Raw genomic sequence first — 22,879 nt, forward strand, 5'->3', positions numbered from 1 at the left:
AATGTGAATTTTGTCGTAAAAAAAACGGCTCACATAATTGCGAGCCGTTTTATCTGTGTTCTTTTTTCTCTAAACTAAGAATTCATCAAACTCTCAATTTCGTCAACCTCAATCGGAATGTTTCTCATTAAGTTAAAAGGTTCTCCTTTTTCCTGAACAACAACATTATCTTCCAGTCGGATTCCGAAACCTTCTGCTGGAATATAAATTCCAGGTTCAACCGTGAAGACCATATTGGCTTTCATTGATTCGTGTAAAAGTCCATAATCATGCGTGTCCAAGCCCATGTGGTGCGATGTTCCGTGCATGAAATATTTTTTGTAAGCAGGCCATTCTGGGTTCTCATTCTGTACATCGGCTTTGTCAATCAATCCTAAACCAAGTAATTCTGAAGTCATGATTTTACCAACTTCTACATGGTATTGTTTCCACAACGTCCCCGGAGTCAGCATTTTTGTAGCTTCGTTTTTAACACGCAAAACAGCATTGTAAACTGCTTTTTGCCTGTCAGAATAACGCCCCGAAACTGGAATTGTTCTGGTTAAATCACTTGAATAATTGGCATATTCGGCTGCAACATCTAGTAAAATTAAATCACCCGCTTTGCATTGCTGGTTGTTTTCGATGTAATGCAAAACGTTGGCATTATTCCCAGAAGCAATAATCGGCGTGTAAGCAAAACCTTTAGATCGGTTGCGAATGAACTCGTGAATCAATTCGGCTTCGATTTCGTATTCGGTTACGTTTGGTTTTACAAAAGACAATAATCTTCTGAAACCTTTTTCGGTGATATTACAGGCATTTTGGATCAAATCCAATTCTTCCGATTCTTTTACAGAACGAATGCGCTGTAATATTGGGTTACTTTTCGCAACCTGATGCGCAGGATATCTGTCTTTCCACCATTTTACAAAACGAGCTTCACGGGTTTCAGTTTCTACAGAAGCGCGGTAATGTTCATTAGTATTAATGTACATCGTATCGGCATAAGTCATCATTTCGTTCAGGACTTTCTCGAAATCCTGTAACCAATAAACCGTTTTAATTCCCGAAACTTCAAAAGCACGCTCTTTGGTCAGTTTTTCGCCTTCCCAAATAGCAATATGTTCACTCGTTTCTTTTAGGAACAAAATTTCTCTTTGATTCTCATACGGAGCGTCTGGAAAAAGCAGTAAAATGCTCTCTTCCTGATCAACTCCTGATAAATAAAATATATCGCGGTGCTGTGCAAATGGTAATGTACTATCTGCAGAAACGGGATAAATATCGTTAGAATTAAAAACAGCCACACTATTAGGTTTCATGGCAGCCATGAATTTTGCTCTGTTTTTTACAAAAAGAGCGCGGTCAATTTGATGATATTTCATAAGAAAACGAATTTGGGTATTGAATTTTCAAAAATAGCAACTTTTGTAACGAAATTTGCTGTATTAGTGATTTTTTTAAGGTTTTTATAACGAGCTTGTAATAAAGACAGGAGTTTAACTGTTAATTTTTTGAAGCAGAAAGATTAGGTATTTTCGGGAGGAATTGGTCCCGCTTTACGCTGCAATCTTCCCGGCTGAACCCCAGCCAGGAAGGATTTCCACTTCAATCGGGGCTAAGGGAGAAATTTGGCTTTTTTGCTGTCATTAAAAAAAACGTTAATAAGACCTAACAGGTTTTTAAAACCTGTTAGGTTTAAAAAAATGCCACAAACGAATAATTCCATTGTGGCATTTTGCTGTATTTTAAAAGAAAAATTAATCAACCCATTTGTAATAACGGGCTCCGATTAAAGTAGGGATCTCTGTCTCTATTCTGTCAAGAATCCATTCGTTTTTAGGTTGCTGGATACTTTGTTTTTGTTCCTTTTTGTGCAGTTTTTCATAAGTTTCAAAATCAATTTCAAAACTTTTTTCCAGCGTTTCAAAAAGTAAAACACTGCTCACTGCCGATTTCCACTCTGGTTGAATCGTTCCTTCAAAAACTTTTGATTTTGAACCGCTTCCGTAAGCCAGAAAACCGAATTTTTCGTCTGCTATTTCTTTTTTGGAATCATAAAAATGAGCCAAAGTAGAAAGCAGTCCCATGAAAATAGAACCAGTATAAAGATTTCCAATTAATGAAGAAGCCAGTTCTGCCGGTTGTAATTTTTCAGAAACAAATGTTTTGTAATCATCCGATTTACTGATTTCTTTCAGTTTATTTTGGTACTCAGAGGCATTTTCTTCGCCTGTAATTACTGCCGTTGAAGCATCTAAAGCATGAATTTCCGAAAGCATTCTTCGTCCTTGAAAAGCATATGGCAGGTGCATCACGATACTTTTCCAGGAATCATAAACAGTACCTGAAGTATTTTTTAATTTTTTGAAAGAGAAATACGCTTCTCTAGTGCGGTCCATGTAGCATTGGTTCGAATACTGACCGTCAAAAACAGGCTGGTCTTTGTGTATTTCGATTTCGCTTTCCAGATTATCAAACCAAGAATCGTTGTCTGCATTTCCTGTAATTTCCTGTTTTGAAATGGTTCTGTACGGTTTAAAGAAATCAAAAACGCCTTTCGTGCTTACGCCCCAGTTATTTTCAAAAGTGATAATTCTCGGATTTGAAGAAATCAGCATGGCAACTGCACCAGCGCCCTGTGTGTATTCTCCCGTTGAATTTAGATCGTATTTTGCAAAATCGGAAGCTACAACAATTGCTTTTTTGGTTGGATTGAGCTGGACAAAATCAAGGCAGTTTTGCATGGCGTCAACACCGCCAATACAAGCAAAAGTAAAATCGACCACATCGCATTCAGACAAAGTATTTTCTCCAAACTTCTGTTCGATCAATGAAATTAAGTAGGATCCTATTGGTTTTGAACTGTCAATGCCGCTTTCGGTTCCAACATATATTCGGGCAATTTCGTCTAATTTGATATTGTTGTCCAGAATTAGTTTTGTCAAAGCATTGGCACCAAAAACCACAGTGTCCTGATGTGTATCGGGCAATGTCATCTTCAATAACCCCAAGCCTTTCTCGAGTTTCTCAGGTTCTATATTTCTAGCTGTGGCTAATGTTTTTATGGGTAAATGCAATTTGGCAACATCAAATGCAATAGCGTCAATTCCAGTTTTCATGTGTAAATTTTAAAAGCGGTAAAGTTAAAATTGCTTTAGGGGAATTGCAATATTTTTGGGCTATAAAATGGCAAATTATTAATTTTTAGTGAATAACCTGTAAAGTTCCTTTTGCATTATTGGATTATTATTTTTTTTGCAGTTTGATCATAAAATTTAATTGGGACTGTAATTTTAAGACACCTTTTTATCCTTTATCTTCTAAAATTATATAAATAACTGCATCTACTTATGTAATCGATTGCATTTTGTTATAAAAATACACAAAACTACGTATTTATGTAAGTATTCAATACGTATTTTTTACGTACTTTAAAATGATTATAAATTGCGAAGTAAAATTGCATATTTGGTTGTTATTCTTTCCTAATTACCCTAAATTTGTTCGACTTTTTAAAAAAATATAATATTTATAACATTATGGCAAAATCTGCAATATTGAAGTCGTCAATAGCTAAAAAAGTGGCTATGGCGCTTTCAGGACTTTTTTTGATTTCGTTTCTATCGCTTCACTTCTTTATTAATTTCGTATCCGTTTTTAGTGAGAGTTCTTTTAATGCGATGTCACATTTCATGGGTTACAACCCGTTAATTCAATTTGTTATGCAGCCTATTTTGGTTGCAGGTGTAGTTTTTCACTTCGTTATGGGATTCGTTCTGGAATTGAAAAACAGAAGTGCTAGACCAGTCGCTTACGTAAAGTATGACGGTGCAGCAAATGCTTCATGGGCTTCTAGAAATATGATTATTTCAGGTTTGGTTGTATTAGCATTCTTAGGATTACACATGTATGATTTCTGGTTTCATGAAATAGTTTATAAATATGTAGAAGGAAATGCTATTGAAGAAACAAGATATTACGGTGAATTAGTAACTAAATTTGAAAGTCCGGTTCGTACAGGATTGTATGTTGTTGCCTTTGTTTTATTGGCTTTGCACCTTTGGCATGGTTTCACTTCCTCACTGCAATCTGTAGGATTTGATAATAAAATTGGGAAGTCATTGCATAAAATCTGCTATGCATTTGCAATTATAGTTCCATTTGGATTTATTTTCATTGCATTATTTCATCATTTTTTTAATAATTAATATCAATCTATAATGAAATGAGCATTATTGTATTTTGTTCAATAAAACAAAATGTAATATGCGAATTACATATGACCGATAAAAAAAATACATATCAACATATGAAACTAGATTCTAAAATACCAGAAGGTCACATTTCACAAAAATGGACTGATTATAAAGACCACTTAAGGTTAGTTGCTCCAAATAACCGACCAAAAATAGATATTATCGTAGTAGGGACTGGATTAGCAGGAGCTTCGGCAGCTGCATCTTTTGCCGAAATGGGTTATAATGTAAAAGCATTTTGTTACCAGGATTCTCCACGTCGTGCGCACTCTATCGCAGCACAAGGAGGTATCAATGCTGCAAAAAATTACCAAAATGATGGTGATAGTACTTTCCGTTTGTTTTATGATACAATCAAAGGGGGAGATTACAGAGCACGTGAAGCAAACGTTCACCGTTTAGCTGAAGTTTCTGGAAATATCATCGACCAATGTGTGGCTCAGGGTGTTCCTTTCGCTCGTGACTATGGCGGGATGCTGGACAACCGTTCTTTTGGAGGTACACAAGTACAGCGTACTTTTTATGCCGCTGGACAAACAGGACAGCAATTATTATTAGGAGCTTATTCTTCTTTATCAAGACAAATCGGTTTAGGAAAAATCGATATGTACAACCGTCACGAAATGCTGGAATTGGTAAAAGTGAATGGAAAAGCTCGTGGAATCATTGCCCGTAACTTGATTACCGGTGAAATCGAAAGACATTCTGCTCACGCTGTAATTATTGCAACTGGAGGATACGGAAACGTTTATTTCTTGTCTACCAATGCAATGGGATCGAATGTAACTGCAGGCTGGAAAATCCACAAACAAGGAGCTTTGTTCGCAAATCCTTGTTACGTACAAATTCACCCAACTTGTATCCCAGTTCACGGAACGAATCAGTCTAAATTGACATTGATGTCTGAGTCGTTAAGAAACTCCGGACGTATTTGGGTTCCAAAGAAAAAAGAAGATGCTGAAGCGATTCGTGCAGGTAAATTGAAACCGACACAAATTGCTGAAGAAGATAGAGATTACTATTTAGAAAGAAAATATCCAGCATTTGGTAACTTAGTTCCTCGTGACGTTGCTTCAAGAGCAGGAAAAGAGGTTTGTGACGCAGGTCACGGAATTGAAGCTAACGATACTAACGAAGGTGTTTACTTGGATTTCGCTACAGAGGTTCAAAATAAAGGTAGGCAAACAGCTTACGCAAAAGGAAATCACAATCCTACTCAAGAAGAGATTCTTACTTTAGGAAAAAAATGGTTAGAGGAGAAATATGGTAACTTGTTTACTATGTACCAAAAAATCACTGATGAGAATCCTTATGAAACTCCAATGAAAATTTACCCTGCCGTTCACTATACAATGGGTGGTGTTTGGGTTGATTATAATTTACAGTCTACTATTCCAGGTTGTTTCGTTGCAGGAGAAGCTAACTTCTCTGACCACGGAGCGAACCGTTTGGGAGCTTCGGCTTTGATGCAGGGATTGGCTGATGGGTATTTCGTATTGCCTTACACTGTTTCTGATTATTTGGCTGATGATATCCGTACTGGAAAAATCTCTACAGATTTGCCAGAATTCGTTGAAGCTGAGAAAAATGTAAAAGATCAAATCAATAAATTCTTAGCTAATAATGGAACTAAATCAGTGGATCATTTCCACAAACGTTTAGGAAACATTATGTGGAATAAAGTTGGAATGGGTCGTAATGAAAAAGGTTTAACAGAAGCTATTGAAGAAATTGCAGCTTTGAAAGAAGAATTCTTCAAAGATGTTTATGTTCCAGGAAGTTCTGATGAGTTGAATCCTGAATTAGAAAAAGCGCTTCGTGTTGCCGATTTCATCGAATTAGGACAATTAATGGCTATGGATGCTTTACAGCGTAAAGAATCTTGCGGGGGTCACTTCCGTGAAGAATATCAGGATGCTGAAGGAGAAACACTTCGTGATGACGAAAACTTCAAATTTGTTGGAGCATGGGAATACAAAGGCTACAATATCAAAAATGAAGAGCTTCACAAAGAAGAATTGAAATACGAGTTTATTAAAATAGCCGCAAGAAACTACAAATAAAAAGATCATGAGCGCAGCAAAAAACATAAATATAACCCTTCAGATTTGGCGTCAGAAAAACTCCAAAGAGAAAGGAAAAATGGAATCATACAAATTAAATGATGTTTCTACGGCAAGTTCGTTTTTGGAAATGTTAGACCAATTAAATGAGCAGTTAGTAAACGAAAGAAAAGAACCAGTAGCATTTGACCACGACTGTCGTGAAGGAATCTGCGGTATGTGTTCTTTGTATATCAACGGACGTGCACACGGACCAGATACAGGAATTACTACTTGTCAGTTACACATGAGAATGTTCAATGACGGTGATACTATCGTTATCGAGCCATGGCGTTCGGCAGCTTTCCCAGTAATTAAGGATTTGATTGTTGATAGAACTTCTTTCGACAGAATCCAGCAAGCTGGAGGTTTCGTTTCTGTAAATACTTCTGGAAATACTATCGATGCAAATGCAACTCCAGTTCCTAAAGACGATGCTGATAAAGCTTTTGAAGCAGCAGCATGTATCGGTTGTGGTGCTTGTGTAGCTACTTGTAAAAATGGTTCAGCAATGTTGTTCGTTGGAGCAAAAGTTTCTCAATATGCTTTGTTACCACAAGGTAGAGTAGAGGCTACAGCGCGTGTATTAAACATGGTTCGTCAAATGGACGAAGAAGGTTTTGGTAACTGTACCAATACTGGAGCTTGTGAGGTAGAATGTCCTAAAGGAATTTCTTTGGAAAACATCGCCCGTATGAACAGAGAATATCTTTCAGCAAGTTTGAAATAATAGTTTTTTAGGCATTAGCCAAAATACAAAAGCAAAAAACGCATTCATTAATTGGATGCGTTTTTTTGTTTTAAATCATTCTCAATTGAGATTTAAAATTTTAGTAAATTTATCAAATGAAAATCGCACTTATCCAATCATCCTTATTCTGGGAAAATCCAGCCGCAAACCGAAATCATTTTGAAGAAAAAATCAGCTGTCTTGAGGAAGATGTCGATTTAATTGTGCTTCCAGAAATGTTTACGTCAGGATTTACAATGAAACCTAAACATATTGCCGAAACTATGCAGGGCGAAACGGTTTTGTGGTTACAGTCTTTGGCGAAAGCCAAAAAAAGTGCCATTACAGGAAGTTTAGTTATTAAAGAAAATGATAATTTCTACAACCGATTGGTTTTTGTTTTTCCTTCAGGTGAAATACAGTTTTATGACAAAAAACATTTGTTTACGCTGGCGGGAGAGGATGAAGTGTATACTGCAGGAAATATTAAATTGATTATAGAGTATAAAGGCTGGAAAATTTGTCCACTGATTTGTTATGATCTGCGTTTTCCAGTTTTTTCCCGAAATGTCGAAGAATATGATCTCCTGATTTATACTGCTAATTGGCCTAGAATAAGAATAAATGCTTGGGATACTTTACTAAAAGCACGTGCCATTGAAAACATGAGTTATACTATTGGAGTTAACAGAGTAGGCCAAGATGATAATAAATTGGAATATAATGGACATTCCCAAGTGATTAATTTCTTGGGAGATTACATTTTGGAACCCATTGAGACTAAAGGCACTTACATTGTTGAATTGAATAAAACAGAATTGCTTTTAGCCAGAAAAAAATTTAATTTTTTAAATGATCAAGATTCCTTTGTTTTAGAATGAGCTCTTTTTGGCTTTCTCTTTTTCTTTCGGTTTTTTCTTTTTAGGTTCGGGAGAGTAAGGAATGCTTAAGTCAAAGCTTTCGATATAATCAAAATTAGCATGGACATCTCTGTCTTCGGAACGATAAATAACTTCTTCAGCCTGTCTTTTTTCTAAATAATTTCCCGAATCCCACTCTTTGTTTTTATTATCATCATAAATGGCTCGAAAGCTGTATATGCCTGGTTCGAGCAAATTAAATTCGATCTCTGTTTTCGATTCAGTATATTCGTTTGCTTTAACAATATCTCCTTTTTCATTGGTCAATTCGATGATAACCGGAAAACGATTTACATTTTTTAGCGAGAGAATAATATTTCCATAATCGGTATAATTTCGGGTAGTAGTTTTAAATGATAAAGTGTCATTGGTCTTCTCTAAAAAATCAACAACCGAACCTGGCAGCATCTTGAAATTATATTTTTGAGCTTCATCGATTTTGAAATCAATATATAATTGCTGGGTAAACTCGTCATAAGCAGTGGTAAACGGCACAGCAACCGAATCTTTGTTGATAAGCGACATTTTTGTTTTGTCGAAACTCACTAATGGAACACTTGATTCTAATGTAAATCGATCCCTAAAATTTAATGATCCAGCTTGAATAGCTTTAATGCTCAAGGTATCATTTTTTTGTTTTTTAATTCTAAAAGTATAATCTTTTGCATATTTGTCTTTTTCGATATGCATCGAAAGCGAATCAGCTTTCAGGGGTTTATACCAAACCTGCAAAGAGTCTTTTTTGTCAACTCTAGTAATTATAGTGGGGATTATTTCATCATTGTTTTTCAAAGTAAGCTTTGGTAATTCGCCTTTGCTTCTAGGGTTTCCTTCATAACCAACAATTAACCTGTTTCCTGATGCTTGACTTGGTTTATTGGCTTTAAAAGGAAGCACTTCTTTAAATAATTCCAATTCAAAAACAGTATCATTAGGTATTGTTAAAACCTGTTTGTTAAAGCCTATAAGATCGGATTTTGGATTGTATTTATTGTTTTTGTTATTATCTTTCATAGCAACAAGATAATAGTTACCCGCTTTTAAATTCTCCAATCGAAACGTTTTCAAACTATCCAATGTGTTAGTAATGTATCGCGGATTTTCTTTGTAAATCGTGGAATCATTAAATTTTTCATTTGCTTCATAAAGCATAATCGAAACAAAGGAAGCTGCTTCTTTCTCATGAGCATCTTTTACTCTTCCGCCAAGCGCTAATGAATCAATATAATCTCCAGTCGAAAACACATATTTAAATTGATTGTACGGATTACCCTCATTGTTGTCGGCAATGCTTTGGCCAAAATTTAGACTATAGGTAGTATTGGGAGTTAAAGTATCGTTTATAGTAATCGTCAATATTTTCGTCGCTGTTGTCGGAAGAACCAGTAATTCATTCTTCATTGGAGGCGAAACGATCAATTGTTTATTTAAATCTTTGAGCTTAACATTTTCATCAAAAGTAAGCTTGATTTTTTTTCCAGTAAACTTAATAGAATAATTCTCGGGATAACTGGATTTTAAAGTTGGCGCAATAGAATCTTTCAAACCGCCGGTAATAGAGCCTCTTTTGGCACAGCTCATAAAAAAAATCAGAAGAAGAAAAGGAATATATTTAAAAAGTCTTTTGAACATAATCAGCTAAAATTTGATTCTACAAAATAACAATTATATTTACTGTAATCGAAATATTTTGCAAATTATTAGGAGCTGTTTCCTGCTGTCCGCTGTATCTTTTTATAAAGCAAAGAAAAATTGCTTTATAAAAAGGATGTCGCTTCCATCAGGGCTATGGACTTATAGTGACTGAAACCCGCTTTTTAATGACTGTTTCTCGTGTGAATTCATTAAATTTGCACCCAAAATAAATCTCCAATGAGCAATATCAGAATCACCAAACAGTTTAATTTTGAAACAGGCCACGCTTTATATGGTTATGACGGAAAGTGTAAAAATGTACATGGTCATAGTTATAAATTATCTGTTACAGTAATTGGAAAACCAATTACTGATCGCAATAACGTAAAGTTTGGTATGGTCATTGATTTTTCGGATTTAAAGAAAATTGTAAAAGAAGAGATAGTTGATCAATTCGATCATGCTACCGTTTTCAACGAAACTACTCCACATATTGAATTAGCAAAGGAGCTGAAATCTCGTGATCATCACGTAATTTTGGTAAATTACCAGCCAACAAGCGAAAATATGGTAGTCGATTTTTCTCAAAGAATCATCCGCAGATTACCTGAAAATATTAAACTCTTTTCTTTAAAATTACAAGAAACTGAATCTTCATTTGCCGAATGGTTTGCAAGTGATAATCAATAATCTATAACGATTCATGCAGTTATCAAATAATAAAAAAATCTATTTTGCTTCCGATCAGCATTTTGGTGCGCCAACTCCAGAGTTGAGTTTTCCAAGAGAACAAAAATTCGTTGCCTGGCTTGACGAAGTTAAAAAAGATGCGGAAGCTATTTTTTTACTTGGTGATTTATTTGATTTTTGGTTCGAATATAAAACCGTTGTTCCCAAAGGATTTGTCCGCATTTTAGGCAAACTGGCCGAAATCCGCGACAGCGGAATTCCAATTTATTTCTTTGTAGGAAACCATGATTTATGGATGGCTGATTATTTTGAAACTGAGCTGAATATTCCTGTTTACCACGACAATAAAGAATTTACTTTTAACAATAAAACCTTTTTGATTGGTCATGGCGACGGGAAAGGTCCTGGTGACAAAGGGTACAAACGAATGAAAAAGGTATTTACCAATCCATTTTCAAAATGGCTGTACCGCTGGCTACATCCAGATATTGGAGTAAAATTAGCACAGTATCTTTCGGTTAAAAATAAATTAATTTCAGGTTCCGAAGATGTGAAATTTCTAGGAGATGAAAATGAGTGGCTTATTCTTTATGCTAAAAGAAAGCTGGAGACGAAACACTATAGTTATTTTGTTTTCGGACATCGCCATTTACCAATGATAAAATCAGTAGGAGAAAATTCAGAATATGTCAATCTCGGCGATTGGATTAGTTATTTTACCTATGGCGTTTTTGACGGAGACACATTTGAGATCAAAAAGTTTGAAAAATAATTATTTTTTAACGGCAGTGTAAGTTCCAATTTTATGCGTCCGTAAAGAGTAGCTGATAATCTTTGAAGAGTTGGATTCTTGAAAACGTATTGCTCTCGAATCCTGTTTTGGCATATGGCATTCTACGCAATTATCTGCTGACAGCGTGGTTGAAATTGTTTTTTGAGTTGTCGGGCTATGTTTGGCATCTAGATGGCAGCTCATACAAATTTTAGAATATGTAATATGATTTTGCGGTTTATCCTGATGAGGATTATGGCAGGTCATACAGTCCATAGTCACGCTTTTTTGAAAACATTTACTTTGAGAAAGCAAGCCCAATTGATTGCCGTGAACATCCATGTTTAATGTGTCTCTTGATCTTGGATTTTCCGTAAAATAATCCATAAGACTTTCTCCTGGTTTATATTGATATCGGGATTTTAATCTGCTTTTATTATTTCCAGAATGGCATAATGCGCAGGCATCTATTCTTTGTTGTCTATTTAAGTGGCTAAAAGCAACTATATATTGTGCTTTCTTTATATCAGGAAATTTTAAATGCGCTTGAACATGTTTTTTTGCAGGACCATGGCATCGTTCACAATCTATTCCATACAGTAAGGTGCTTTTGCTCAAAAAATCTTCCACTTCCATACCCATAAAAGTATAATTCTCGGTACTCTTTGTTGTAATAAATCTGCTTGAAATATTAGAGCTGTGGCACGCAAAACATTCTTTGTTTATCTTTCGTGTAAAATCCGCTGTCGTAGCAGAATAAGTTGGACTTGTTGCCCAATTGTCAATTGATTTATAATAAGAAATAGGCAGCTCATAAACATAGTGATTTTTCCAATATCCACTGGTTTGGGCGTGTTTAATCCCGAAAATGACGTCAAATGCGTAAGCTTCAACTTCTTTTCCATTTTTATATATTACTTGATAAAGAGAATCATTACGCTCTTCGATGACTAATTTGGTATTTTTGTCATAGACGAAAGTATTATGGCCATTTGTAAAATGGCCTAAAATATTTTCTTTATTAGCAGGTGACGTAGCTTTAAAATGAGCGCTGTGAGTGGCAGATTCATATTGTACTTGATGGCATTGAATACAGCTTTCGGGACCTGCATAATCGGTTCCGCGTGGATCAATATATTCATCTGATTTATTAGTACAGTTAACCAAAAAAACAGCTAAAACAATAATGGCAAAAAGAATTTTTATTTTTTTCATTAAGACAAATATACATTTTTTGATGTAAATCTAAAATGTATTTTGAAAGTTTAAAATAACTGTTAAATAATTTATAATATTAGCATATTTGGTTTATTCTTCTTCTAATACAGTAATTTTTTATCTAATAAGGTTATCTAAAAAATCGATTATTTATGATTTTCGTGTTCTTCCAAATCTTTTTGTAAGTCCAGTGTTCTAAATCCAGGCAGTTTAAGACCTGTGAAAATTACCACCAACAAGGTCATGCTTCCGCCAAAAACAACTGCCGAAACAGCTCCCATCAGTTTTGCTGTCAATCCGCTTTCGAAAGCCCCTAATTCATTGGAAGAGCCTACAAATATTGAATTCACCGCAGATACACGCCCTCGCATATGATCTGGCGTTTTTAGCTGTAAAATCGTCTGGCGGATTACTACTGAAAAACCATCGGTAACACCACTCATAAACAAAGCAAAAACCGATAACCAAAACCAAGTTGAAAGTCCAAAAACAATGATACATACACCAAAACCAAAAATAGCTGCCAAAAGTTTTATTCCTGCGTTTTTGTAAAAAGGCAGATGCGTAGAAACGAACATCGTCAGTAATGCACCTACCGCCGGAGCAGCTCTTAAAATACCAAAACCTTCAGGTCCTACTTTTAAAATATCCTGAGCAAAAATAGGAAGCAGCGCTACTGCACCTCCAAAAAGAACCGCCACCATATCGAGTGTTAAAGCTCCCAAAATAGATTTATTGGTAAAAACAAATTTTACTCCCTCCTTTAAGCTTTCCATTACAGGCTCACCAATTTTTGTATTTAAAATAGGCTTCTCCGAAATTTGTGTTAGTATCAATAAAGCAAAAACGGAACAGGCAAAAATAGAACACATAGACCAATGAACACCAATCCAAGTAATCGAAAATCCTGCCACAGCAGGTCCCGCCACTGAACCAATCTGCCAAACTGAACTGCTCCAGGTAGCAGCATTTGGATAGGCTTTTTTAGGAACAATCAATGCTAAAAGAGAAAAGATTGTTGGTCCAAGAAAAGACCGGACCAATCCGCCTAGAAAGACTAAAAAATAAATCGAATACAAAATTGTATTGGTTGACCATCCGCCCACAACTTTTGGCCAAGTCAGCAAAAACAATCCGAAACTTATTATTGAAAATCCTAAAATACATTTAAGAAGCATTCCTTTTTTCTCTTTTTGATCTACAATATGACCGGCAAATAATGCCATTCCAATTGCTGGAATCACTTCCATTAATCCGATCATTCCTAGCGAAAGTGCACTTTTGGTTAAACTATATACTTCCCATTCTATGATGATAAACTGCATTGACCAGGCAAAAACCATAGCAAAACGCAATAATAAAAACACGTTAAACTCTCTATAGCGCAGGGCTGCATAAGGATCATTTTTCTTCTTACTCATAATCTTTTCTATTTAATGTCTTTCAATCGCAATTGAATGCTCACTTTGTCATTCCACTCATTTTCATCGATGCAGTATACGGCATCAAACTCCTGTTGATTGCTTGTTAAATCTTTTTTATTTCCTAGTCCAAAGCCAATTGCGGCAAAACCTTCGGAGTTGTTTTGCTTTACAAACAATTTTAAATGTTCATCTTCCGAGCCTAGTGTTTTGGCATAACCTGTATCCTTTATTTTTTTTGTCAAAAAAACAGGTGTCATATTTTGAGGACCAAATGGCTCAAATTGTTTTAAAATCCGAATTAATTTTGGTGAAATGTCTGCAAAATTAATTTCGGCGTCAATGGTTATTTCTGGAGTTAAATGATCGGGATGAATCGTTTCTTCAACTATTTTTTCAAAAGCATTTTTAAAACTTTGATAATTTTCTTCCTTTAAAGTCATTCCGGCTGCATACATATGTCCTCCAAATTGTTCCAAATGTTCCGAGCAGGCTTCGAGTGCGTTATAAACATCAAATCCTTTTACGGATCGTGCCGAAGCGGCATATTTATCACCGCTTTTTGTAAAAACCAATGTGGGGCGGTAATAAGTTTCAATTAATCGGGAAGCTACAATTCCAATCACGCCTTTGTGCCAATCTTCTTGAAAAACTACCGAAGTAAAGTTTTTTTCTTCTTGATTTTGGGTAATCTGCTGAAGTGCTTCTTTAGTGATTTGTTTGTCTAAATCCTTTCGATCCGAATTGTATTGTTCAATTTCGGAAGCGAACTGCTGTGCCTGCTCAAAGTCAAATTCAGTTAATAATTCAACCGCATGATTGCCGTGCTTGATGCGTCCGGCTGCATTTATTCTAGGAGCAATTATAAAAACAACATCAGTGATGTTGAGCGTTTTCTTTTTTATCTGATGTATTAATGCTTTGATTCCTGGTCTTGGTTGTGCATTGATTACCTGTAGTCCGAAATAGGCCAACACACGATTTTCGCCAGTCATGGGAACAATGTCAGCAGCAATGGCAGTTGCTACCAAATCAAGATACAAAACCAAATCCTCAATCGTTTGGTTTCTGTTTGCTCCCAAAGCCTGAATAAGTTTGAATCCTACGCCACAACCGCACAATTCATCGTAAGGATAATTACAGTCTTCGCGTTTTGGATCAAGAACCGCTACAGCTTCGGGTAAAAATGCTCCGGGTCTGTGGTGATCGCAAATGATGAAATCAATGTTTCGCTCTTTTGCGTAAGCGACATGATCAATGGATTTTATGCCGCAATCCAAAGCAATAATCAATGAAAATCCGTTATCGTCGGCAAAATCAATTCCTTTAAAAGAGATTCCGTAACCCTCATCGTAACGATCGGGGATATAAGTGGCAATATTGGGATAATAACTTTTTAAATAAGATGAGACTAGTGAAACTGCAGTTGTTCCATCAACATCATAATCACCAAATACAAGTATGTTTTCCTGACTTGCAATGGCTTTTTCGATGCGTTCGACAGCTTTGTCCATATCCTTCATCAAGTAAGGATCGTGCAGATTGTCTAACGTTGGACGAAAAAATTGTTTGGCCTGTTCGTATGTTTCAATTCCTCTTTGAATAAGTAAAGAAGCAACAAATTCTTCTACATTCAAGGCTTGGGAAAGGTGCTTTATTTTTTCTTCTGAAGGTTTTGGCTTTAAAGTCCAACGCATTTTTATGGAGGTTTGTTCGATTTGATAAAATAAGGTATTCCAGAAATTAGGAATCTTTGAGATACGAATTTAATTTTTTTAAATCAAAACAGATAACAATTGTTTCCTAAATTATTGGAGTAAAAATAAAATATCCAATAAAAAATTGTAATTTTGAAACAAATAAGCTTCGTTATAATCAAAAATAATTGATAATGGAACAAAAAAGCTACTACAAAAACTGGTACGTATTAACCGATAATGCTATTGTGGAGACACTTTGCAAAAGCATCAAACAAATGCGTTTGAATAGAAATATTTCGCAAGAAGAACTTTCTGAAAAATCAGGAGTCAACAGGATTACAATCAGCAGAATGGAAACCGGAAAAGCAATCAATTTGATGACATTGATACAGTTGCTTCGGGCTTTGGAGAAATTAGAATTATTGAATTACCTGAATGAAGAACCTGAAATCAGTCCGATGATGGTTATGGAAGCCCAAAAAAAACTTCGAAAGAAAGCTTCGCCAACATCACGAAATTCTAATCCTAACGACTACGGATTATGATTGCAATTGCCGATGTGAAAATTTGGAACCATAAAGTTGGAGTTGTTCTTTGGGATCAGCAAAGAAATTATGGTGTTTTTGAATACGATAAGCATTTTTTTAAAACAGGTCTGGATCTTTCTCCGATAATGATGCCTGTTGCTGATGCCCAAAGAGGGAGGAAAGTCTTTTCTTTCCCTCAATTAAATCCAGACACTTTTAAAGGTTTGCCTGGTTTGCTGTCAGACAGTTTGCCGGATAAATTTGGAAATCAAATGATAGATGCTTGGTTGGCACAACAAGGTAAAAGCGGTAGTGATTTTAATCCTGTGGATCGTCTTTGTTACATTGGCAAACGAGGAATGGGTGCTTTGGAATTTGAACCTGCCAGCAACAGTGTTGTTGAAAAATCGAACCCCATCGAAATTCAAGAATTGGTAAAATTTGCCAAAGAAGTTCTAGATACCCGAAGTGGTTTTCATTCTGATTTGAATTCCGAAAAAGGATTTTCAGACATACTCCAAGTGGGGAGTTCAGCGGGCGGTGCAAGAGCCAAGGCTATTATTGCTTATAATGAAACCACTGGCGATGTGCGTTCGGGACAAGTGGATGGATTGGAAGGTTTTGATTATTGGCTGATTAAATTTGATGGAGTTACGAATCATCAGCTGGGAGACCCAAAAGGTTATGGGAATATTGAGTATGCATATTATTTAATGGCCATCGATGCTGGGATCACAATGTCTGAAAGTAAATTGATGACTGAGAATAATCGTTCGCATTTTATGACAAAACGTTTTGACAGACAGAACAATCAAAAAATACATATGCAGACTTTATGCGGGATGGCTCATTTTGATTACAATCAGCCGAGGGCTTATTCTTATGAACAGGCATTTCAGGTGATGCGCCAAATGAGATTGCCTTATTCGGATATGGAGGAATTGTACAGGCGAATGGTTTTTAACGTAATGTCGAGAAATCAGGATGATCACACCAAAAATATTTCGTTTTTAATGTTCCCGAATGGTGAATGGCAACTCTCTCCGGCTTATGACGTGACGTATGCTTACAATCCGGATAATTTTTGGCTGAAAGCACATCAAATGAGCGTTAACGGAAAAAGAGAAAATATTCTACTGGAGGATCTTTTGGCTGTAGCCAAAAATATAAACCTCAAAAAACCGAAACTAATTATCGAGCAGTGTAACGATGTGATTTCAAATTGGAAACATTATGCTGTTAAAGCAAATATTGAAAATGAGCAAACAGAACAAATTGACAAACAAATTATTTTATATAAATTGTAGCTTTTATGATTCAATATGTATTTAAAATACTAATAACGAATCAAAAAAGCTACAATTGTAAAAATTATTTAAGCTCTAACGCTTCGCCTTTAAATTGTATTCCGTCCCAGCCGGTTTTCATAAAGTTGCGGATATTTTGGTGATTAGTTCCATTTGGATCCCCTAAAGTTTCTTCAAAATAATACGCTCCAAAACAAGCCAATGTTTCCTCAACGGATAATTTTTGCAACATTGCAAAAGAAAATAATTTACAAGAACCTGAATTAGTTCCTGCTTCATTACGCGTGTCTCCGTTTTGAAAAGCGGTAGGCGTAAAATTGTAATTTTCTTCAATCACAGCAATAGTTTCCGGAAATGTAATCGCGTTTGGTGTTTGTTTTAATTTTTCTAAAAAAGATGTAATGTTCATTATGTATTTATTTAATTTTCGGTTATAGTTTTAAAATGGAATAAAATTATTCAACTGTGTAAATGTAAAATGAACCGTTCTTATCAAAAATATCTTGAATATTTTCTCCTTTTATTGTAGTTTGTTTTTTATTCGAACGGATAACGATTTCTTCAATTTCATCAAAATCATTTGACTGACGAATTCCTCCCCAAATTTGCAATGTGTCTTTTTTATTCAACTCAATAGTTGCAATATATTTAGACAAATCCATTTTAATTAAATTTCCGTTTGAGCTATTATAATCTTGAATAAACTTTACAAATTCTTCAAACCCATTATAACTTTTGATATATTTTTGAATCATTTCGTCATTTTGATTGTACTTAATATCTACTCTAATTTTATCACTACTACTATTAGCAACAAATGAACCTGTATATGGATCGCACGAAACTAATGGAATCCAAAGAAAAAAACATATGATTTTTAATGTTTTCATATTATTCTTCTTTTTGAAATTTATTTTTCTTGGTTTCTTTTACAATTGGTTTTCCGGCAACCACTACGACAATTTCACCTCGTGGAGCTGTTTTTTCAAAGTGTGTGAGAACTTCGCGAGCTGTTCCGCGACGATTTTCTTCGTGCAATTTGGATAATTCTCTGCAAACACAAATAATTCGGTCTTCGCCAAAATAAGTAATGAATTCGGCCAATGTCTTCACTAATTTATGTGGCGAAACATACAGAATCATTGTTCGGGTCTCTTCGGCAAGTTCCAGATATCGGGTCTGTCTTCCTTTTTTCTCTGGAAGAAAACCTTCGAAAACAAACTTATCATTTGGCAAACCGCTGTTGACTAATGCTGGAACAAAAGCTGTTGCGCCAGGCAGGCATTCCACTGCAATTCCGTTTTCGATGCATGCACGTGTCAGTAAAAAACCTGGATCCGAAATTGCTGGAGTTCCCGCATCCGAAATTAAGGCCACGGTTTCTCCTGCTTTCAATCTGGAAATTACATTCTCAGTTGTCTTGTGTTCATTATGCATGTGATGGCTGTGCATGTGCGTGCCAATCTCAAAATGCTTGAGCAGTTTACCGCTTGTTCGAGTGTCTTCGGCTAGAATTAAATCTGCTTCTTTAAGAATCCTAATAGCTCGAAAAGTCATGTCTTCAAGGTTGCCGATAGGTGTTGGGACGATATATAGTTTTGACATTTTTCTTGTTTAAAGAAGGATTTAATAAAATATTTGGAACCAAATGCCTTTAAAACGACAAGAATTTTTTCTCTATGATTTCCATAAAACGGTGCTCATAATCTTCTTTTCCTTCCCAATTATTATAATCTGGTTTTACCATTTCGTCGATAAAACTTTTAGTTTCCAAATAAGTGTCAAATGTTATCAGCTGGTTAAGAACACGGTTGTAATCTTCATTGCTTCCGCCAAATAAATGTTTTACAAATGCAATTCGGTCGTTCAGTCCAACAGTGATTTCCTTGACTAATTTGTCATTCAAAGTAATCGATTTTGACTCTTCTTTTTCGAAACTGGTTTGCGGAGCAGATAAAATTGGTTCTTTTTCAAGCTGAAAAGAAGGCGCAGTTTTGATAGCTTCCGGCTCTTGTTTTTTATCTGAAGGAGAAACTTTCACAAAATCAGGATCGGTATAGTGACCGCCAAGAAGATCATCAAACGAAATTTGAACCGCTTCTTTTTTCTTTGGAGTTTCGGGTATTATGGTTTCAATGGCATCAACAATTGGTTCAAATGCCATTTTTTCTGAAACGGCTGGTTCTTCAATTGGTGCTGGGTTTTCGATGATTTCAGCTACTATAATTTCCGGTTCTTCGGCAGCTACAATTGGTTCAGTAGTTATTTCAGGAGATAGAATTTCTTCTGCTTCAATATCAATAATTTCTTCTTTTGCAGGTTCAATTTCGACAGAATCGACAGTTTCGTCTTTAATGATTTCTTCAGTTACAGGCGTTTCTTCTATAATTAGTTCGCTGACTGCAGTTGGTTTTTGAAACTCTGGTATAGCCATGTTTTCAAAAAATTCTTTCATTTTCTCTACAACTTCCGCTTGACCAATAGTTGGTTTCGGCTCTCCAAAATGCTCTTCAACAAATCGTAAAACAGCTAATTTTTCATATAATTTTTGTGTTTCCAAATAAAGCTGATTTATGTCAGATTTATTTTTAAGTTGTAAAATTCTATGAGCAATGCTGATTAAATCGGCTTCTAGTTTTTTTTGCATAACTTTTGAAATTATATGAATATGTGGCTTTATATAAATTGTTCTTTGCTGGTAATTGATGAAGCGGATTAAATTTCATTTTCAATTTTATTACCGAAATAAGACCTCTCAGATTTTTGAATTGATAAAAATTATCTACTTTTGAAACGAGGTAAGATAGAAGTTTACCCTATTGATTTATTACCGATACAAAGTAATAAAAACTATTCATTTTTTAAGGCAGAAAAATACAAAATGTTTCTCGAAAACACAGTAAATCATAAAGAGCAGTTTGGATGGATTGAAGTCATTTGTGGCTCAATGTTTTCGGGAAAGACCGAAGAACTTATCCGTAGATTAAAACGGGCCCAGTTTGCCAAACAAAGAGTTGAGATTTTCAAACCCGCCATCGATACCCGTTATCATGAGGAAATGGTGGTGTCTCATGACAGCAACGAAATTCGCTCTACGCCGGTTCCAGCAGCTGCAAATATTGCACTTTTGGCGCAAGGATGCGATGTGGTTGGGATTGATGAAGCACAGTTTTTTGATGACGAAATTGTTACGGTTTGTAACGATCTTGCCAATCAGGGGATTCGTGTGATTGTTGCCGGTCTAGATATGGATTTTAAAGGAAATCCTTTCGGTCCTATGCCAGCGCTTATGGCTACTGCGGAGTATGTTACCAAAGTACATGCCGTTTGTACCCGAACAGGAAATCTAGCACATTACAGTTTTCGAAAAACTGATAATGATAAACTTGTAATGCTTGGTGAAACCGAGGAATACGAGCCATTAAGCCGTGCAGCTTATTATCATGCCATGCGGAAAGATGAGGAAAATAAATAAAATGAAAAACCCTTTCAATGTTTGAATTTGAAAGGGTTTTATTTTTAAACACGAATTTTATCTAATTTGAAATAAATTCGTTGCTATTTATTGTTTTTTCATCCTTTGAAAATCTTCGATATATAAACCTTTGGCTGTATTTGTAGGATTTAATGCAGTAAGGCTGCTAACTTTTGAAGACCAAGAGAGGTCGGCGGTTTTTGTTTTAGTCCGCATAGTTTGACCCGTAATTAATTCTAAGGCTTTCTTTAAGCAAGGATCTTTTACGTTTCCAAATTCAACCAAATCTAAGAAAATGCTATAAGGATCAATTTCGTGATCAGGTGTAATTTTCGCTGGATTTACATCTTTATCTTTGTTATAATATGAAAAGGTAATTGGCTGTAATTGCCATTTGTGCTTGGTGCTTCGATTTTCATAGGACATATAACCATTAGCAGGAGAATCGTATAAAGTGTTAGAGCCTACAAATTTACCAACTGTTTCTTCGCCTATTGTTACTACACTAACGTATTTTTTAAGGCATTGTATGGTAAGTTCACTCGCAGAAGCGGTTTGAAAACCTACCAGAACATATATTTTTGTCAATGCGAGGCTGTTTACACTTTCTTCTCTCTGAAAAGTAGGTTCATTATCAACTAAGTTAAAAATTTTTACTTTATCTGAAAGATTTTCAAAGCCATCTTCATTATTGTGTTTATTATTGAAGTCAAAATAAATATAAGGTTTATTGGTAAAACTGCCGTTAATCATTTGCGCCAGAGCAAGTGCGGTTTCTACTGAGCCGCCTCCATTGTATCTTAAATCTAAAACCAATTCGTTAATTCCATCGGTTTTCATTGTAGCGAAAGCCGAATTGAGTTCATCATTATAATCTGATTTGAAACCATTATAAACCAGATAACCAATGTTCTTGTCTCCATATACTTTCTTTTCGTAATAAGCAACTGGGTTTTCGTCAATTTCGGTTTTTGTTATAGTCAAAGTTCCTGTTTTGTCTGTAGTCACTAAACCACTGGTTGTAAATTCCACACTCGCTGCCAAAGTAATTGTGATTTGTGTGTTTTGTAGTTGGTCATAATTACTTGCAGTAAGCTGGCTTCCATTTATTTTTGTAATAACGTCGCCTCTTTTCAATCCTGCCAAAGCTGATGATGAACCAGGTACAACGTAGTTAATTAAGGCTACCATATTTATATTGGATGCATCTTTAGGATAAATTCCATAGCTGAAACCACCTTTTTTTTCGATTTCTGCGATTTTTGAAACATGTACTATTTCATTACTATTTTCAATCCAGGAAAATCTATCAATAGTCCCTCTTTGATATAAAAGTGAATAAAAAAGCGCATCGGGAGTTTTTCCATTAATAAAATTATTATATGCTTCAGTAGAAGTGATTTTGCTGTCGGACAAATTGGGAACGTTGGGCTGCCAGTAGTACCAAGAATTCATGGCTTTCCAAATAAAGTTGTTAATCTCGTCTGGCTTGGTAACTGCTGCGGTTTCATTAGAGTCAGAATCAGAATCCTTGCTGCAAGCTGCAAAGACAAGCATTAGAAGCAATGTTTTAACAATATATTTTAATCTCATTGTTTTTTCAATAGTTTAATTAAATTTGTAGGTATAAAATTTCAAATGTATGAAAAATAGTATTCTAAAAGCCTTATTTTTATTGTTTTCTTTCGGAGTTTTTTTTCTTTTTTCCTGTTCCAGCCAACTTTTAGATATTAATAACCAAACGTATAAGAGTTATAACAGGAATAGTGAGAAAGGATATGTAGTTAGTTTTAAATTAAATGATACCGCTGTTATTCCTAAATCGGTTGTGATTAATGGTATTGTTAAGGATATATTCGAAGCAGACAAAAATGGAGATACGTATACAGTAAATGTAATTGCACAAACTACTCTAATTCATAATTATAAAGTAAAATTAGATAACAAAGAAAATGGAATTTACTTTGAGAAAAATTCCACTATATTTTTTCAACCTGTAAAATTTAAATTAATCACCGATTAATTCTCTTTATTGGTCTCAGATTCGGGTTTAAAACCCTGCAATTTATTGCAGTACTTTAGTAATGCGAAAAAATCTTTACCTTTAGATTATGAGCACAGATTTAAGAAAAGGTTCGCAT

Annotated in this window: 21 protein-coding genes; 10 read left to right on the forward strand and 11 right to left on the reverse strand. The window is 35.2% G+C overall.

Features of this window, described 5'->3' with window-relative positions; translation table 11 throughout:
• Nucleotides 1–74: 74 nt before the first annotated feature.
• Together C8P67_RS11285 and C8P67_RS11290 are read right to left on the reverse strand one after the other, a co-directional pair.
• On the reverse strand, nt 75–1,367 hold the full coding sequence (locus C8P67_RS11285) for an aminopeptidase P family protein (RefSeq protein ID WP_115813274.1): 1,293 nt from the start codon (nt 1,365–1,367) through the stop codon (nt 75–77).
• 375 nt (nt 1,368–1,742) lie between these two features.
• The gene (locus C8P67_RS11290) at nt 1,743–3,104 is read right to left on the reverse strand and encodes a hydroxymethylglutaryl-CoA synthase family protein (protein WP_115813275.1); all 1,362 of its coding nucleotides are present in this window, start codon (nt 3,102–3,104) and stop codon (nt 1,743–1,745) included.
• Between the two features lie 420 nt (nt 3,105–3,524).
• Between C8P67_RS11290 and C8P67_RS11295 the strand changes: the two genes are divergently transcribed.
• From C8P67_RS11295 to C8P67_RS11310, 4 genes are all read left to right on the forward strand, one after another.
• Nucleotides 3,525–4,193 (forward strand): succinate dehydrogenase cytochrome b subunit, encoded by a 669-nt coding sequence (locus C8P67_RS11295; protein WP_115813276.1) that lies wholly within the window; start codon nt 3,525–3,527, stop codon nt 4,191–4,193.
• Between the two features lie 101 nt (nt 4,194–4,294).
• Nucleotides 4,295–6,304, forward strand: a complete 2,010-nt coding sequence (locus C8P67_RS11300) for a fumarate reductase/succinate dehydrogenase flavoprotein subunit (RefSeq protein ID WP_115813305.1) — start codon at nt 4,295–4,297, stop codon at nt 6,302–6,304.
• A 7-nt stretch (nt 6,305–6,311) separates the two neighbouring features.
• Nucleotides 6,312–7,073, forward strand: a complete 762-nt coding sequence (locus C8P67_RS11305) for a succinate dehydrogenase/fumarate reductase iron-sulfur subunit (RefSeq protein ID WP_115813277.1) — start codon at nt 6,312–6,314, stop codon at nt 7,071–7,073.
• Nucleotides 7,074–7,189: 116 nt separating this feature from the next.
• Nucleotides 7,190–7,954: an amidohydrolase gene (locus C8P67_RS11310; RefSeq protein ID WP_115813278.1), complete on the forward strand. Its 765-nt coding sequence runs from the start codon at nt 7,190–7,192 to the stop codon at nt 7,952–7,954.
• On the opposite strand, the gene C8P67_RS11315 is transcribed toward C8P67_RS11310, so the two are convergent.
• The gene (locus tag C8P67_RS11315; RefSeq protein ID WP_115813279.1) at nt 7,946–9,625 is read right to left on the reverse strand and encodes an Ig-like domain-containing protein; all 1,680 of its coding nucleotides are present in this window, start codon (nt 9,623–9,625) and stop codon (nt 7,946–7,948) included. The two genes, C8P67_RS11310 and C8P67_RS11315, sit on opposite strands and share 9 nt — an antisense overlap.
• Before the next feature lie 240 nt (nt 9,626–9,865).
• Between C8P67_RS11315 and C8P67_RS11320 the strand changes: the two genes are divergently transcribed.
• Nucleotides 9,866–10,318, forward strand: a complete 453-nt coding sequence (locus C8P67_RS11320) for a 6-pyruvoyl trahydropterin synthase family protein (RefSeq protein WP_115813280.1) — start codon at nt 9,866–9,868, stop codon at nt 10,316–10,318.
• A gap of 13 nt (nt 10,319–10,331) precedes the next feature.
• A complete protein-coding gene (locus tag C8P67_RS11325; protein WP_115813281.1) occupies nt 10,332–11,090 on the forward strand; it encodes a UDP-2,3-diacylglucosamine diphosphatase in 759 nt (252 codons plus the stop codon).
• On the opposite strand, the gene C8P67_RS11330 is transcribed toward C8P67_RS11325, so the two are convergent.
• The 3 genes from C8P67_RS11330 to recJ all read right to left on the reverse strand — a co-directional run bounded on the left by C8P67_RS11330 (nt 11,091) and on the right by recJ (nt 15,426).
• The gene (locus C8P67_RS11330; protein ID WP_115813282.1) at nt 11,091–12,305 is read right to left on the reverse strand and encodes a multiheme c-type cytochrome; all 1,215 of its coding nucleotides are present in this window, start codon (nt 12,303–12,305) and stop codon (nt 11,091–11,093) included.
• A gap of 149 nt (nt 12,306–12,454) precedes the next feature.
• Complete coding sequence (locus tag C8P67_RS11335; protein ID WP_115813283.1) at nt 12,455–13,729, reverse strand: MFS transporter; 1,275 nt, start codon at nt 13,727–13,729, stop codon at nt 12,455–12,457.
• Between the two features lie 8 nt (nt 13,730–13,737).
• Nucleotides 13,738–15,426 carry a single-stranded-DNA-specific exonuclease RecJ gene (gene recJ / locus C8P67_RS11340; RefSeq protein WP_115813284.1) on the reverse strand — a complete coding sequence of 563 codons (1,689 nt, stop codon included), beginning with the start codon at nt 15,424–15,426 and terminating at the stop codon, nt 13,738–13,740.
• Between the two features lie 194 nt (nt 15,427–15,620).
• On the opposite strand from recJ, the gene C8P67_RS11345 reads away from it, so the two are divergent.
• Nucleotides 15,621–15,974 (forward strand): helix-turn-helix domain-containing protein, encoded by a 354-nt coding sequence (locus C8P67_RS11345; protein ID WP_115813285.1) that lies wholly within the window; start codon nt 15,621–15,623, stop codon nt 15,972–15,974.
• A complete protein-coding gene (locus C8P67_RS11350; protein ID WP_115813286.1) occupies nt 15,971–17,263 on the forward strand; it encodes a type II toxin-antitoxin system HipA family toxin in 1,293 nt (430 codons plus the stop codon). The genes C8P67_RS11345 and C8P67_RS11350 overlap by 4 nt, the downstream gene beginning before the upstream one ends.
• Before the next feature lie 64 nt (nt 17,264–17,327).
• Here the strand turns inward: C8P67_RS11350 and C8P67_RS11355 are convergent, their stop codons facing one another.
• The 4 genes from C8P67_RS11355 to C8P67_RS11370 are packed head-to-tail and all read right to left on the reverse strand — an operon-like array spanning nt 17,328 to nt 19,910.
• Nucleotides 17,328–17,672, reverse strand: a complete 345-nt coding sequence (locus tag C8P67_RS11355; RefSeq protein ID WP_115813287.1) for a HopJ type III effector protein — start codon at nt 17,670–17,672, stop codon at nt 17,328–17,330.
• A gap of 46 nt (nt 17,673–17,718) precedes the next feature.
• A complete protein-coding gene (locus C8P67_RS11360) occupies nt 17,719–18,153 on the reverse strand; it encodes a hypothetical protein (protein WP_115813288.1) in 435 nt (144 codons plus the stop codon).
• Nucleotide 18,154: 1 nt separating this feature from the next.
• On the reverse strand, nt 18,155–18,868 hold the full coding sequence (rsmI, locus tag C8P67_RS11365; RefSeq protein ID WP_115813289.1) for a 16S rRNA (cytidine(1402)-2'-O)-methyltransferase: 714 nt from the start codon (nt 18,866–18,868) through the stop codon (nt 18,155–18,157).
• A 49-nt stretch (nt 18,869–18,917) separates the two neighbouring features.
• On the reverse strand, nt 18,918–19,910 hold the full coding sequence (locus tag C8P67_RS11370) for a hypothetical protein (protein WP_115813290.1): 993 nt from the start codon (nt 19,908–19,910) through the stop codon (nt 18,918–18,920).
• Nucleotides 19,911–20,144: 234 nt separating this feature from the next.
• On the opposite strand from C8P67_RS11370, the gene C8P67_RS11375 reads away from it, so the two are divergent.
• Nucleotides 20,145–20,738 (forward strand): thymidine kinase, encoded by a 594-nt coding sequence (locus C8P67_RS11375; protein WP_115813306.1) that lies wholly within the window; start codon nt 20,145–20,147, stop codon nt 20,736–20,738.
• An 87-nt stretch (nt 20,739–20,825) separates the two neighbouring features.
• On the opposite strand, the gene C8P67_RS11380 is transcribed toward C8P67_RS11375, so the two are convergent.
• Entirely contained in the window at nt 20,826–22,331 is a 1,506-nt protein-coding gene (locus C8P67_RS11380; RefSeq protein ID WP_115813291.1) for a S41 family peptidase, read from the reverse strand.
• A gap of 49 nt (nt 22,332–22,380) precedes the next feature.
• Here C8P67_RS11380 and C8P67_RS11385 point away from each other — a divergent pair, with 49 nt between their 5' ends.
• Nucleotides 22,381–22,761 carry a hypothetical protein gene (locus C8P67_RS11385; protein ID WP_115813292.1) on the forward strand — a complete coding sequence of 127 codons (381 nt, stop codon included), beginning with the start codon at nt 22,381–22,383 and terminating at the stop codon, nt 22,759–22,761.
• The last annotated feature ends 118 nt before the right edge of the window (nt 22,762–22,879 follow it).

It is taken from the genome of Flavobacterium aquicola, assembly GCF_003385115.1.
GTDB lineage: Bacteria > Bacteroidota > Bacteroidia > Flavobacteriales > Flavobacteriaceae > Flavobacterium > Flavobacterium aquicola.